This window comes from Microbacterium sp. NPDC097977, assembly GCF_040302605.1.
GTDB lineage: Bacteria > Actinomycetota > Actinomycetes > Actinomycetales > Microbacteriaceae > Microbacterium.
The window spans coordinates 1-14,302 of sequence record NZ_JBEOUR010000079.1; the positions used below are offsets into that span (position 1 = coordinate 1).

At 68.4% G+C, this 14,302-nt stretch carries 12 protein-coding genes; 6 read left to right on the forward strand and 6 right to left on the reverse strand.

Annotated elements, in window-relative coordinates:
- Positions 1-50: 50 nt before the first annotated feature.
- From ABTZ43_RS14625 to ABTZ43_RS14635, 3 genes are all read right to left on the reverse strand, one after another.
- Positions 51-743, reverse strand: coding sequence for a coenzyme F420-0:L-glutamate ligase (locus ABTZ43_RS14625; protein ID WP_056417826.1), 693 nt, complete (start codon positions 741-743; stop codon positions 51-53).
- Positions 743-1,975 (reverse strand): RNA polymerase sigma factor, encoded by a 1,233-nt coding sequence (locus ABTZ43_RS14630; protein ID WP_056417829.1) that lies wholly within the window; start codon positions 1,973-1,975, stop codon positions 743-745. Before ABTZ43_RS14630 ends, ABTZ43_RS14625 begins: the two co-directional genes overlap by 1 nt.
- Before the next feature lie 166 nt (positions 1,976-2,141).
- The gene (locus ABTZ43_RS14635) at positions 2,142-3,083 is read right to left on the reverse strand and encodes a proteasome assembly chaperone family protein (protein ID WP_056417832.1); all 942 of its coding nucleotides are present in this window, start codon (positions 3,081-3,083) and stop codon (positions 2,142-2,144) included.
- 105 nt (positions 3,084-3,188) lie between these two features.
- Between ABTZ43_RS14635 and ABTZ43_RS14640 the strand changes: the two genes are divergently transcribed.
- From ABTZ43_RS14640 to sucB, 3 genes are all read left to right on the forward strand, one after another.
- Positions 3,189-4,661: a leucyl aminopeptidase gene (locus tag ABTZ43_RS14640; RefSeq protein ID WP_350539345.1), complete on the forward strand. Its 1,473-nt coding sequence runs from the start codon at positions 3,189-3,191 to the stop codon at positions 4,659-4,661.
- A 2-nt stretch (positions 4,662-4,663) separates the two neighbouring features.
- Positions 4,664-6,037 carry a dihydrolipoyl dehydrogenase gene (gene lpdA / locus ABTZ43_RS14645; RefSeq protein ID WP_253386142.1) on the forward strand — a complete coding sequence of 458 codons (1,374 nt, stop codon included), beginning with the start codon at positions 4,664-4,666 and terminating at the stop codon, positions 6,035-6,037.
- Positions 6,038-6,104: 67 nt separating this feature from the next.
- Complete coding sequence (sucB, locus tag ABTZ43_RS14650) at positions 6,105-7,907, forward strand: 2-oxoglutarate dehydrogenase, E2 component, dihydrolipoamide succinyltransferase (RefSeq protein ID WP_350539346.1); 1,803 nt, start codon at positions 6,105-6,107, stop codon at positions 7,905-7,907.
- Positions 7,908-7,916: 9 nt separating this feature from the next.
- Here sucB and ABTZ43_RS14655 read toward each other — a convergent pair whose 3' ends face one another.
- The gene (locus ABTZ43_RS14655) at positions 7,917-9,431 is read right to left on the reverse strand and encodes a hypothetical protein (RefSeq protein WP_350539347.1); all 1,515 of its coding nucleotides are present in this window, start codon (positions 9,429-9,431) and stop codon (positions 7,917-7,919) included.
- Positions 9,432-9,612: 181 nt separating this feature from the next.
- On the opposite strand from ABTZ43_RS14655, the gene ABTZ43_RS14660 reads away from it, so the two are divergent.
- Positions 9,613-10,323 carry a DUF4191 family protein gene (locus ABTZ43_RS14660; RefSeq protein WP_056417847.1) on the forward strand — a complete coding sequence of 237 codons (711 nt, stop codon included), beginning with the start codon at positions 9,613-9,615 and terminating at the stop codon, positions 10,321-10,323.
- A gap of 66 nt (positions 10,324-10,389) precedes the next feature.
- Here the strand turns inward: ABTZ43_RS14660 and ABTZ43_RS14665 are convergent, their stop codons facing one another.
- Complete coding sequence (locus ABTZ43_RS14665; protein WP_056417849.1) at positions 10,390-11,577, reverse strand: RimK family alpha-L-glutamate ligase; 1,188 nt, start codon at positions 11,575-11,577, stop codon at positions 10,390-10,392.
- A 25-nt stretch (positions 11,578-11,602) separates the two neighbouring features.
- On the opposite strand from ABTZ43_RS14665, the gene ABTZ43_RS14670 reads away from it, so the two are divergent.
- Positions 11,603-12,085 (forward strand): ATP-dependent zinc protease family protein, encoded by a 483-nt coding sequence (locus ABTZ43_RS14670; RefSeq protein ID WP_200946588.1) that lies wholly within the window; start codon positions 11,603-11,605, stop codon positions 12,083-12,085.
- Positions 12,086-12,094: 9 nt separating this feature from the next.
- Here the strand turns inward: ABTZ43_RS14670 and ABTZ43_RS14675 are convergent, their stop codons facing one another.
- Positions 12,095-12,481 (reverse strand): RDD family protein, encoded by a 387-nt coding sequence (locus ABTZ43_RS14675; RefSeq protein ID WP_350539348.1) that lies wholly within the window; start codon positions 12,479-12,481, stop codon positions 12,095-12,097.
- A 160-nt stretch (positions 12,482-12,641) separates the two neighbouring features.
- On the opposite strand from ABTZ43_RS14675, the gene glnA reads away from it, so the two are divergent.
- Positions 12,642-14,066: a type I glutamate--ammonia ligase gene (gene glnA / locus ABTZ43_RS14680; RefSeq protein WP_045253012.1), complete on the forward strand. Its 1,425-nt coding sequence runs from the start codon at positions 12,642-12,644 to the stop codon at positions 14,064-14,066.
- The last annotated feature ends 236 nt before the right edge of the window (positions 14,067-14,302 follow it).

Here is a 14,302-nt window from a genome sequence, read left to right on the forward strand (position 1 = left end):
CCCGGATGCCGAGCATCCGGGCCTTCTCGCATGTATCGCGCCTGTGGGGCTCAGACCTCGCGGACGATCCCCATCGGGGTGGACTGGGTCGCCTGGCCGAGCGGGTTGTCGCCGAGGATCTGCACGAGACGGCGCTCTCCGGCCTTGTCGAGAGTCGAACCGAGGATGTTGCCGCCGATGTCGTTGATGTCGACCACGGCCACGTCGACCGCACCACCGACCAGCTTCTGCACCCGCAGAGCGACGTCACGCGGGTTCTTGGGTCCGAGCACGACCGCCTCGTTGTACGGCGGGATCGTGTTCTTGGTGGGGCCGTCGATCGCACGGGCCTTGTCACCGGCGATCCGGTAGAAGTCACCGCTGCGCCCGATCGCCTTCGAGAGCACCGAGACGCCGGCCGCGAACAGGATCCGCAGCGTGCCGCACTCGCGCAACGCCATCTCCATGGTCTCGGGCATGCCGAGACCGATGCCGTACGACGTGCGCACCACATGCCGGGAGAGGAACCGTGCGAGCGGACGCGGCGTGATCTCATCGAGACGGTACGAGCGTCCCTGCGTGATCGCGACGATCTTCTCGGTCACGAACAGCAGGTCGCCCGGCTGCACCGCATCTTTCGCGTACTCCGCGATGACGGAGTCCAGGTCGTCGTTCGGCATGACGACCCTGGTGCGCAGCGGGATTCGCGCGTAGGTCTTGCCCTCGACGCGGGTCTCGAGCGCTTTGCCCTCGTTCGCCTGCATCACTCGAGGTAGTCCCGCAGCGACTGCGAGCGGCTCGGGTGGCGCAGCTTCGCCATCGTCTTCGACTCGATCTGGCGGATGCGCTCACGCGTCACGCCGAACGTGTCACCGATCTGATCGAGCGTCTTGGGCTGTCCGTCACCGAGGCCGAAGCGCATCCGGATGACACCGGCCTCGCGCTCCGACAGCGAATCGAGCAGCTGCTCGAGCTGGCGCTGCAGCATCGTGAATCCGACCGCGTCGGCGGGGACGACGGCCTCGGTGTCCTCGATGAGGTCACCGAACTCGCTGTCACCGTCTTCACCGAGGGGCGTGTGCAGGGAGATCGGCTCGCGACCGTACTTCTGCACCTCGACGACCTTCTCGGGCGTCATGTCCAGCTCACGGCTGAGCTCTTCCGGAGTGGGCTCGCGGCCCAGGTCCTGCAGCATCTGGCGCTGCACGCGGGCGAGCTTGTTGATGACCTCGACCATGTGCACCGGGATGCGGATGGTACGGGCCTGGTCGGCCATGGCGCGCGTGATCGCCTGACGGATCCACCAGGTGGCGTAGGTCGAGAACTTGAAGCCCTTGGTGTAGTCGAACTTCTCGACCGCGCGGATGAGACCGAGGTTGCCCTCCTGGATCAGATCCAGGAACTGCATGCCGCGACCGGTGTAGCGCTTGGCGAGCGAGACGACGAGACGCAGGTTGGCGCCGAGCAGGTGGCTCTTGGCACGCTGGCCGTCCCGGGCCACCCACTGCAGGTCGAGTCCCAGCTGACCGGCCTTCTCGGCGGCGGTCATCGTCGACAGCTTCTCCTCCGCGAAGAGACCGGCTTCGATCCGCATCGCGAGCTCGACCTCTTCGGCCGCGTTCAGCAGCGCGACCTTTCCGATCTGCTTCAGGTAATCCTTGACGGGATCGGCGGTCGCGCCGGTGATCTGCGTCGAGTAGACCGGCACGTCCTCGTCGTCGTTGGACGAGATGACGATCGCGCCGGTGGGAAGGGGTTCGGTGAACGCGGGCTTCGCGTCCTCGTCGTCTTCCTCGGGCTCTGCGGCGGCGGGAGCCTCGTCGTCTTCGACGATGTCATCCGCCTTCTTCTTCTTCGCTGGCGCGCGCTTTGCGGCCGCCCGCTGCGCGGCGGTCTTCGGGACGGGCTTCTCGACCGTCTCCTCGACCGGAGCGTCGACTTCGGGAGCGTCGGCGGTCTTCTTCGTCCGGGTCTTCTTCGTCGTGGCAGGAGTCACGTTTCGCCTTTCACGGGGCCGCTCGCAGGCCCCGGAGCATTTCGGACACTAGTAAGACCCTTGTCAAGTCGGATCTCCGAAAAGATCGATTGACAACGGGTCAGAGTCCTAGTATCGCACACGTGCGGGCATGCCGGCGCATTCGGCCGAAGTTTCGACCGGGACCTCAGCCGCGGCCGGGCTTGTCCTCGTCGCCCGTCGGCCGCGAAGCAAGATATCGCTCGAGTTCGGCGGCCAGCTCGTCCGCACTGGGGAGGTCGCGCTCATTGAACCCGCCCTCGTCGTACGAGCCGTCCTCGGGGTCGCGACCGGCCATGTAGGCGTCATAGCGACGCTCGAGTCCATGCACCATCTGCTGCAGTTCGTCGTTTCCGAGCACCTGCTCGTCGATGCGCGCGAGGTAGTCCTCACGACGGTCCTGGACCACGTCGAGGATGAGCACGAGCCCTGTCGCGGCCATCAGCTTCTCCGCCGCCGCGATGACGGCGTCGGGGTTCTCGGTCTCGGCGAGGTAGTGCGGGACCAGGAGCACGAAGCCCACGACCCGCTCACCGTGCTCGGCGAAGCGGAACTCGAGCAGATGACCCGCCGTCGCCGGCACCTGGGTGCGGGGACGCCACACGGAATGGGCCACCGTGAGCTCACGGCGGTTGCCGCTCACCGTGGTGCCGATCGGGCGCGTGTGCGGCACGGGCATGGCGATCGAATGCACCCAGTTCAGCCCGGACACCTCGAACTCGTCGGCCAGCTCCACCACCGTGCGTGCGAACTCGTTCCAGGCGAAGTCGGGCTCGTAGCCCGCCAGCAGCAGGAACTTCTGGCCGAGCGCATCGGTCGCGAGGGACAGTTCGAGCCGAGCGGGGCGGAACTCGGTGAGGTGATCCTGATCGAACGAGATCACCGGGCGACGCGCCCGGTAGTCCAGCAGTACGTCGTTGTCGAAGACGGCGATCGGCTGGGGAGAGGTCGTCTCGCGGAGGTGCTCGATGAGCCCGGAGACCGCGTTGCCCGCGTCGGTGAAACCCGTCAGGAGCAGCACAAGGGGCAGCCCGCGCGGCACTGCCGGCGCGTTCGCGACACGTTCATGGATCTCTCCGGAGAAGGGCATGTGTCCATGCTACGAGCCGCATCGCGGCGACGGGTGACGACCGTCATGCTGAGAGCGAACAGGCCGCCCGCCGTCCCCACGTCCGACCATCCCTAGGATGGAGGTATGACGCTTCCCGCGCTCTCGCGCACCTCAGATCAGTTCCCCGGAAGCGCTGCAGACGCCGCAGTGCTCGTCATCTCCGACATCTCGGACTCGACGGATTCGCTGTCCGCCCACCCCGGGCTGGCCGAATCGCTCGAGGGGATCGGCTTCACCGGATCGCCGTCCGCATTCACCCGTGTGTACGCGCCCGAGGTCACCACACTCCCGTTCGCCGTCGTCGGTGCGGGGCGCACCCCCGACGCCGCCGCCGTCCGCGACGCCGTCGGAACAGCGCTGCGCTCCCTGACCGGCTTCACCAACATCGCCCTCGCCCTCTCCCCCGAGCTCGAGGCGTTCGCCGATGCGGCCGCCGAGGGCGCCGTGCTCGGCGGCTACCGGTTCGACGACTACCGCCGCGAGCAGGGCAAGACCCGTGCATCCGCCGTCGTCCTGCATGCCGAACTCGACGATGCCGCTCTGAACAGGGCGGTCGCCGTGGGTGAGGCCGTCGCGCTCATCAAGGACCTGGTCTCGACGCCTGCGGAGTGGCAGAGCCCCGCGCAGCTGGCGCAGAGCGCCGCCGACAGCGTCGCGGACCTCGACGTGTCCGTGACGATCTACGACGAGGAGCGGCTCGCCGCAGAGGGCTTCGGAGGGATCCTCGGCGTCGCCCAGGGGTCAGACCGGCCCCCGCGCCTGGTCAGACTCGATTACGCGCCCGAGAACGCCACGCGCCACATCGCGCTCGTCGGCAAGGGCATCACGTTCGACACCGGAGGCCTGTCGCTCAAGCCCGCGGCGTCGATGGTCGGCATGAAGTTCGACATGGCGGGCGCCGCCACCAGCGCCGCTGCCCTGCGCGCCATCGCCGCTCTGGCACTCCCCGTGCGGGTGACCGCCTGGCTGTGCATCACCGACAACATGCCGTCCGGGCGCGCGCTGCGCCCCGGCGACGTGATCCGCATTCTCGACGGCACGACCGTCGAGGTCCCCAACACCGATGCCGAGGGACGCCTGGTGCTCGCCGACGGCCTGGTCGCTGCGAGCCGCGAGAATCCCGATCTCATCATCGACGTCGCGACCCTGACCGGCGCGATCCTGATGGCCCTCGGCCACCGCCACACCGGCGTGTTCGGAGACGACGACGCGGTCGCCGAGTTCCTGTCCGCTGCGGAGAAGGCCGACGAGCTCGCCTGGCACATGCCGCTGCCGGCCTACATGGAAGAGATGCTCGACTCCCCCATCGCCGACATGCAGAACGCCAACATGGGCGACCGCATGGGCGGCGCCTCGTACGCGGGACTGTTCCTGCGCCGCTTCATCGGCCGGGTCTCCGACGAGAAGGACGCGCCGCGGATCCCGTGGGTGCATCTCGACATCGCGGGATCCGGAGAGCACAACGGTGCGCCGTACGGCTTCACCGGCAAGGGCCCGACCGGGGCGATGGTCCGATCGATCATCGCGTTCGCCGAAGCATCCCACAAGGAGGCATGACCATGACCACGCACACCTTCGACATCGTCGTCCTGGGCGGGGGAAGCGGCGGCTACGCCGCGGCTCTGCGCGCGAGCGAGCTGGGCAAGTCCGTCGCCCTCATCGAGAAGGACAAGGTGGGCGGCACGTGCCTGCATCGCGGCTGCATCCCCACCAAGGCACTGCTGCATGCGGCGGAGGTGGCTGAGCACGTGCGGGATGCTGCCCATGTGGGAATCTCCGCGACTCTCGACGGGATCGACCCCGCGGGCGTGCGCGCCTACCGCGAAGGGATCGTCGCGAAGAAGTACAAGGGGCTCGAGGGCCTCGTGAAGGCACGGGGCATCACCACGGTCGCCGGTGCCGGACGCGTGAACGCGGACCGGTCTGTCAGCGTCGGCGACGACGTGTACGTCGGCACCGATGTCATCCTCGCGACCGGCTCGTACAGCCGCACCCTGCCCGGTCTCGAGATCGGCGGACGCATCCTGACGAGCGAGCAGGCGCTCTCCCTCGACGTCATCCCCGAGCGCGTCCTCGTGCTCGGCGGCGGCGTCATCGGCGTCGAGTTCGCCAGCGTCTGGCGCTCCTTCGGCACCGAGGTCACGATCATCGAGGCCCTCCCGCATCTCGTCCCCAATGAGGACATCGCGATGAGCAAGGGCCTGGAGCGGGCGTTCCGACGCCGCGGCATCCAATACTCGCTCGGCGTGCGGTACCAGAGCGCCGTGCAGGACGACACGTCGGTCACCGTCACGCTCGAAGACGGCAAGACCTTCACCGCGGACTACCTGCTCGTCGCCGTCGGACGCGGTCCGGTCACCGCCGATCTCGGATTCGAGGAGGCGGGGGTCTCCCTCGACCGCGGTTTCGTGACCGTCGATCAGGATCTGCGCACGGGCGTCCCCGGCGTGTGGGCCGTCGGCGACATCACGCCGGGCCTCCAGCTCGCTCACCGAGGTTTCCAGCAGGGGATCGCGGTCGCGGAGCGGATCGCCGGGCTCTCCCCCGTCAACGTCCCCGACGTGCAGATCCCGAAGGTGACCTACTCCAGCCCCGAGGTCGCCTCCGTCGGGATCACCGAGGATGCGGCCGTCGCCGAGCACGGAGCGGACGCGGTGATCGCCTACGAGTACAACCTCGCAGGAAACGGCAAGAGCGAGATCATCGGCACCAGCGGTCTCGTCAAGGTCGTCCGCCTCAAGGACGGACCCGTCGTGGGCGTCCACCTGCTCGGCGATCGCGTGGGCGAACTCATCACCGAGGGCCAGCTGGCCGTCGCGTGGGAGGCTCACCCCGAGGACATCGCCCCCCTGATCCATGCGCACCCCACCCAGAGCGAGGCACTCGGCGAAGCCTTCCTCGCTCTCGCGGGAAAGCCGCTGCACGCCCTCTGAACACCAACCGGTGAACAGTTCACTAAGCTAGTCACGCGTCATTTAACTTCTTGAAGGAGACTCAGTCATGAGCACATCCGTCGTCCTCCCTCCGCTCGGCGAGAGCGTCACAGAGGGTACGGTCACCCGCTGGCTCAAGCAGGTGGGAGACACCGTTCAGGCGGACGAAGGCCTGCTCGAGATCTCGACCGACAAAGTCGACACCGAGATCCCGTCGCCCGTCTCGGGCGTGATCGAGGAGATCCTCGTCGCCGAGGACGAGACCGTCGAGGTCGGAGCGCTTCTCGCGCGCATCGGCGACGGCAGCGCCGCGGCACCGTCCGACGATGCCCCCGCGCAGGCCGCACCGGCCTCAGAGCAGGCTCCCGAGCCTGCCGCGCCGGCGCCCGCCACCGACGCTCCCGCCGCCCCGGCCGAGCCGGCCCCTGCGGCACCCGCCGAGTCGTCGGCTCCCGCCGCCTCGGGCGACGCCACGGACATCGTCCTCCCCGAACTCGGCGAGAGCGTCACCGAGGGCACCGTCACGCGCTGGCTGAAGCAGATCGGCGACAGCGTCGAGGTCGACGAGGCTCTGCTCGAGATCTCCACCGACAAGGTCGACACCGAGATCCCCTCGCCGGTCGCCGGCGTGCTGCAGGAGATCGTCGCCGCCGAAGACGAGACCGTCGCCGTCGGCGCAGTCCTCGCTCGCGTCGGATCCGGTGCGGCCCCCGCAGCCGCTCCGGCCGAGGCTCCGGCACCCGCTGCCGAGGCTCCCGCTGCCCAGGCCGCCGCTCCGGCCCCGGCCGCGCAGGCTCCCGTCTCCGAGGCACCCGTCGACAAGCCCGCTGAGCGTCCCGCCGCCGAGGCCCCCGTCGCGGCTCCCGCCGAAGCCGCTCCCGAGCAGGCGACCGGCGGAGCCGCCGGAGGTTCCTCGACCCCGGCACCGGCCGCGGAGCAGAAGCTCTCGCTGCCGACCGAGAACGACAACCTCTACGTGACGCCGCTCGTGCGTCGCCTGGCGTCGCAGCAGGGTGTCGACCTCGCGAGCGTCACCGGCACGGGAGTCGGCGGACGCATCCGCAAGGAGGACGTGCTGAAGGCCGCGGAGAGCGCCGGCGCAGCACCCGCCGCCGCTGCCGCTCCGGCAGCCCCCGCACCGCTCGAGGTCTCGCCGCTGCGCGGCACGACCCAGCCGATGTCGCGTCTGCGCAAGGTTCTCGCGAAGCGCGCTGTGGAGTCCATGCAGCAGACCGCTCAGCTGACGACGGTCGTCGAGGTCGATGTGACCGCGCTGGCGGAGTACCGCGACAGCGTCAAGGGATCGTTCCTCGAGAAGACGGGCGACAAGCTGTCGTTCCTGCCGTTCTTCGCGCTGGCAGCCGCCGAGGCGCTGCGCGCCTTCCCGATCGTCAACGCGACGGTCGACGGCGAGCAGATCGTCTACCCCGAGTCGGAGAACGTGTCGATCGCGGTCGACACCGAGCGCGGTCTGCTGACCCCGGTCCTGCGCGACGCGGCGTCGAAGAACATCGCCGAGATCGCCCATGAGATCGCCGACCTCGCTGCCCGCACCCGCGACAACAAGCTGAAGCCCGACGAGCTCGCCGGCGGCACGTTCACGCTGACCAACACTGGTTCGCGCGGCGCGCTGTTCGACACCCCCGTCGTGTTCCTGCCCCAGTCGGCGATCCTCGGCACCGGAACGGTCGTCAAGCGCCCCGGCCTCGTCAAGGTCGGTGGAGCGGATGCGATCGCCGTGCGCTCGTACGTCTACCTCGCGCTGTCGTACGATCACCGGATCATCGACGGTGCAGACGCTGCTCGCTTCCTCGGCGCCGTCAAGGCACGCCTCGAGTCGGCGCAGTTCGCCGCTCAGCTCGGAGCCTGACCCACTGCATCACCCTGGCTGGTCCGCGACGTCGTAGGCGTCGCGGACCAGCCATTTCTCGTCGACCCTCACGAGCACGAGCATCCAGTGGCGGACCCCAGTCGCGGCCTTCTGAGTGGTACCGGCAGGCGATGAGACCTTGACCACCGCGATATCGCCGTACTGGTCGACCGGCGCGAACGTCAGCCGGTCGTCATCACCGATCGCAGAGCCGCCGAGCACCTTCCCGAACGTCGAGACCGTGGCGGCCGAACCGGCGGCCACCGCATCGGCGCACACGGCATCGCTCGCGGCGAGGCATCCGCGGAAGACGGCGAGCACCGCGGGTGCGGCGACCACCGGATCGTCCGACGTCGCCGGATCGAGGTCGGGCTCTGCGGTTCCCTCCGGCTCTGCCGACGTCTGCGGCTCGGCGGGGTCAGCGCCGTCGTCGGGTGCCACGGGGGTCGTCGGCCTCGAGGAGGGCTCTCCACCGCGCTCCTCAGCCCGCGCGGCCTCCCCGGCGGAGCGGCTCGCTGCGGGGTCGTCCTGCCCCTGCGTCGCCCCGGCCGGCCACAGGAGCCCGGCCGCCAGCACGACGGAGGCGGCGACGCCGGCCATCACCGCCGCGCGCAGGTGCCGCGCCCGCGGACGGTCGGGCCGACGTGACGTCTTCGCGGCGTCGGACGTGACCGAGCGACCTCCGGCTCCGGTGACACCGCGGCGGGAGCCGAGCGCCCGGAGACCTCGAGAGGCCGCGCCCGCCACCCCCGACGCACATGCGACGACGACGCCTCGTACCGCGGTGGGAAGAAGAGAGCGACCCGCCTCCACGACGCGCCCCTCGCGCCGGGTGACGGGGCCGGCCACGACTCTGCGTCCGGTGTCGAGATCCCGAACCCGCACCGGTTCCTGCACCGATCGCTGCAGGGGTCGCGGTGCCGCGGTGTCGAGCAGGTCGGTCTCCCAGCGCTCGAGCCTGCGCGTGGACATCTGCGCGGTGCCGCCGACGGCCCGTAGTCCCTCGACGATCTGACCGAGCAGACGACTCAGTGCACGGTCGGAGCAGTCCTTGTGCAACTGCTCCACGAGGAGGGCGGTGGCCGCGCATGCGTCGGCGCCGCCGCCGATCACGAAGAGCGGACGCCCGTCGTCGGTGAGCCACCATTCTCCCGTGCAGACGCCGTCATCGGAGTGGACGAGCTCGCCGACTCCTCGCAGGAGGCTCGCCACCATCGTCGTCACCTCCCCGGCGGCGAGGGGCGCCTCCGCGAGCACCCGACGTCCCAGCAGTGCGCCCACGCGCTCCGTGCACCAGGGCAGAAGTGCATCATGGCCGTCGGAGCGGCGCGCGAGGTCGATCGGCGCGGCGACATGCTCATCCCCCACATGTGCCCAGCCCGCCCAGCCGCCGAGCTCCCCCACGTCGACGAGCACGGCCGCAGATCCTCCCCGAACCACCAGAGGGCCCGCGAACGGACCCTCCCCGGCGTCGAGCCGACGGATCACGCGATGCACGCCCGGCACGAGGGGCGCATCGCGCATCCGGGACTCTCTGACTGCCATCACCCCACCCCATCGCACCCGCGGCGGCAGAAGGGCCCCACAGCGGCACTGGGGATCGAATCGTCCGAATCCGCCATCGGTGCAGGAATCGTCCCGGCCTGGGAATCCGCCTGACGCGAACGACGACGTGCGCGCACCGCGCAGTCGGTATTCTTGTTGCATGGCAAACCGTTCGTCCGCGCCCGAGAAGCGTCCGGGGTTCTTCTCCCAGATCAAATCCCTCTTCAAGTTCACGAGAGAGATCTACCCCTGGCTCCCCTGGGCCCAGATCGCGATGCTCGTGCTCGGCGTCCTCGTCGGACTCATCGTCGGGTACCTGATCCCGCCGTTCCAGGTGTGGACCCTGATCCTCTGGGGCATCTCCGGCCTGATGCTCGGCATCCTCGGCGCGATGTTCCTCATGACACGGCTGTCGACGTCGGCCATGTACCAGAAGATCGACGGCATGCCCGGTGCCACCGGGCACGTGCTCAGCACCAGCCTCGGCCGCAACTGGCAGGGGTCGGAGACTCCCGTCGGCATCAACCCCAAGACTCAGGACGCGGTCTACCGCGCCGTCGGTCGCGGTGGCGTCGTGGTGGTCGGCGAAGGATCGCGCGGACGTCTGAGCCGCCTCGTCAACGATGAGCGCAGCAAGGCCGCCCGCGTCGCCCACGGGGTGCCCGTGACCGTCATCTACATCGGCCACGGTGACGACGACGTCGCGATCGCCGACCTCGCCAAGACGATCAAGAAGCTGCCCAAGGTGATCGATAAGGCCACGATGGGTGCCGTGATCCGCCGCATCGAGTCCGTGTCGCAGTCGATCTCCTCGCTGCCGATCCCGAAGGGCATCGACCCCACCAAAGTCAGGGCGCAGCGCCCGCGCTGATCCCGCACCACCGCAGACGAACGAAGCGCGGCCGCCCTCATCCGAGGAACGGCCGCGCTTCGTCGTTCACTCCGACAGCGGCTGCCGCGGAAGTCGACGCACCTTGGCGCGACGGCGGCGACGCTCGGGCACCATCGATCGCATCTCGTCGAGCTTGCCGAAGCAGAACAGGCGATCCTCGGCCTCGAGGACGACGTGCTTGCGCGGGTTCGGGATGACCGAGACTCCGCGATGCAGGGTGAGAACCGTGATGTCGCGCTCCCACAGGCCGGCCTCGCCGAGGGTCTTGCCCACCAGGTCCACGGCGCCGTGCACCATGAGCTCGGCCACTCCGTAGCCCGTCGAGACGGTCAGCCGCTGACGGACATCGATCTCGGGGAACGCGACCTGGCCGGCGATGTAGTCGATGATCGCGCCGGCGACGTCGAGCTTGGTGGCCATCTCGATGCCCTGCAGCCCGGGAGACGAGTTGACCTCCATCACCAGCGGCCCGTCTTCGCCTTCGAGCATGTCGACGCCCGCCACGCGGAGTCCCATGATCTGGGCCGAGCGCACGGCCGCGCGCTCGTAGACGGGGTCGAGTTCGACCGCCTCGACCGATCCACCGCGGTGCACATTCGAGCGGAACTCGTCACCCGCAGCCGACCGTCGCATCGCGGCGACGACGCGGTCACCCACGACGAGGGCGCGGATGTCACGGCCGCGGCTCTCGGAGATGAACTTCTGGATGAGCACGTTCTGCTTCGTGGAGTGCAGCGTCTCGATGATGGCCTCGGCGACCTTCACCTGCGGCGCGAGGATCACGCCGATGCCCTGGGTGCCCTCGAGCAGCTTGATCACTACGGGCGCACCGCCGACCCGCTCGATCGCGGGACGCACGTCGGCGCGGTTGCGCACGAACGCGGTGGGCGGCATCGCGATGTTGTGGCGGGAGAGGATCTGGTTCGCCCGCAGCTTGTCGCGGGCGCTGGAGATCCCGTTGGCCGTGTTGGGCGTGTAGACGTCCATCTGCTCGAACTGGCGCACGACGGCCGTGCCGAAGTACGTGATCGAGTTGCCGATGCGCGGGAGGATCGCGTCGTAATCGCTGAGCTGGCGGCCCCGGTAATGCAGGTCGGGCTCGTCGGCGGTGAGGTCGATCGCGAAGCGCAGCGTGTTGAGCACCTTGACGGTGTGACCACGCTGAAGAGCCGCGGCTCGCAGTCGTTGGGTGGAGTACGCCTGCGGCGCACGGGAGAGCACTGCGATCTTCACGGGGATTTCCTGCCAGGATGGTCGGGTGAACAAGTCGTCCCACCATTCAAACACCCTTATCGGGTGGCGAGAATGGGTGAGCCTGCCTGATCTCGGCGTCGATTGGCTCAAGGCCAAGATCGACACGGGTGCGCGGACCTCCTCGCTGCATGCGTTCGAGATCCACGAGTTCGAGCGCGACGGCGTGTCGTGGGTGCGATTCCGCGTCAAGCCCTGGCAGGACAGCCAGGAGGATGCGGTGGTGGTGGAGTCTCCGGTGCACGACCGACGCGCGGTGCGGAGCTCCTCAGGCCATGCCCAGGAGCGTCTGGTCGTCGAGATGCTCATCCGTCTGCACGACCGCGAGGTGCTCGCCGAGGTGACGCTGAGCAATCGCGACGAGATGGGATTCCGGATGCTCATCGGACGCGAGGCTCTCCGTCGGGGCTATCTCGTCGATCCGGCGCGGTCCTTCGTCGGTGGACGAGCACCGCGCGAGGCCCGACGCCGCAACCGCGGCAAGGAGTGACGCGGCGCGTCAGGCGCGGATGAGCACGAGCCCCGTCGCCTTGTCGTGGAGTCCGCGCTGATCGGCGTCGAACACGACGGCGGGGATCACGATGACGAGCAGCAGCGTGCGCACGATCGGGCGCCAGAGCCCCACCCAGCCGCCGTCGAGGCGCACGAGCCGCATCCCGAGGATGCGGTGTCCCGGGCTTCCGCCCGCGGTCGGGATGAACAGGATCTGCAGCACCGCGAAGACCGCCATCGGAGCGAACATGGTCAGCCCCGCCTCGCTCGGCAGCGCGAACTGGTCGTAGCCCAGGAACCCCGTGGCGATGATCGTCGCGGCGAGGTAGTCGATGAGGAGCGCGCCGATCCGCCGGCCCGGTCTGGCGATGCTGCTCGTACCCGTCCGGGGCATTCCGAGGCGTTCTCCGGGATACGTGTTCACAGCGTCCGTCACGTCACAAGCCTACCGGCGCGTAACACGTTCGAAACAAAGCGGATACCGTGGAGTAACGCCCCGCACGTACTGTGCACAATGGCCGTGAAGCCATCGATCCGCAATCCAGGAGTCGTACATGTTCAAAGATTCGTCCGAGGTGCTGAGCTACATCAAGGAGAACGACGTCAAGTTCCTTGACATCCGATTCACTGATCTTCCTGGTGTCCAGCAGCACTTCAACATCCCTGCTGCGACCGTGGACGAGGACTTCTTCGTCGACGGTCAGCTGTTCGACGGCTCGTCGATCCGCGGATTCGCCAGCATCCACGAGTCCGACATGCAGCTCATCCCCGACGTGACGACGGCCTACATGGACCCGTTCCGCGAGGCGAGCACGCTCGTGATGATCTTCGACATCTACAACCCGCGCACCGGGGAGATCTACTCCAAGGACCCGCGTCAGGTCGCCAAGAAGGCTGAGAAGTACCTCGCCTCGACCGGCATCGCCGACACCGCGTTCTTCGCTCCCGAGGCCGAGTTCTACATCTTCGACGACGTGCGCTACTCGGTCACCGCCGGCGAGAGCTTCTACAAGGTCGACTCCGAGGAGGCCGCGTGGAACACCGGTCGCGAGGAGGAGGGCGGAAACCTCGCCAACAAGACCCCGTACAAGGGCGGCTACTTCCCCGTCAGCCCGGTCGACAAGACCGCTGACCTGCGCGACGACATCACCCTGAAGCTGATCGAGGCCGGGTTCATCCTCGAGCGCTCGCACCACGAGGTGGGCACCGCCGGCCAGCAGGAGATCAACTACCGCTTCGACACCATGGTGCACTCGGCGGACGACATCCTGAAGTTCAAGTACATCGTCAAGAACACCGCCGAGGAGTGGGGCAAGGTCGCCACCTTCATGCCGAAGCCGCTGTACGGCGACAACGGCTCGGGCATGCACACGCACCAGTCGCTGTGGAACGACGGCAAGCCGCTGTTCTACGACGAGGCCGGCTACGGCCAGCTCAGCGACATCGCGCGCTGGTACATCGGCGGCATCCTGGCGCACGCGCCGGCACTGCTGGCGTTCACCAACCCGACGCTGAACAGCTACCACCGCCTGGTCAAGGGCTTCGAGGCTCCGGTCAACCTGGTCTACTCGGCCGGAAACCGCTCGGCCGCGATCCGTATCCCGATCACGGGGTCGAACCCGAAGGCCAAGCGCATCGAGTTCCGTGCACCGGATGCCTCGGGCAACCCGTACCTCGCGTTCGCCGCGCAGCTGATGGCCGGCCTCGACGGCATCAAGAACCGCATCGAACCGCACGAGCCGGTCGACAAGGACCTCTACGAGCTTCCTCCCGAGGAGGCGAAGAACATCCCCCAGGTTCCGAACTCGCTGCTCGACTCGCTCGACGCGCTGAAGGAGGACCACCAGTTCCTCCTCGAGGGCGGCGTGTTCACCGAGGAGCTCATCGAGACCTGGATCTCGTACAAGTACGAGAACGAGATCCTGCCGATGGCTCAGCGCCCGCACCCGTTCGAGTACGAGCTGTACTTCGGCGTCTGACACCCGGTAGCGCGTTCTCGATTCACAGACATCGAGGAGCGCGCTCCGAGGCCACCGAGCCCCGGCTTCGACGACATCTCCGTAGAGATGCGCGTCGAAGCCGGGGCTCTGTGCTGTGCGTGAGCCGACACGGCCGAGCCGTGGTGCGGTGGTTCCGTCTCAGCGCGTGGCGACGCCCTGAGACGGCGGGGACTCGGGGAAGTAGTGCCGTTCGCGGGGCTCGCCCTGGATGTGCG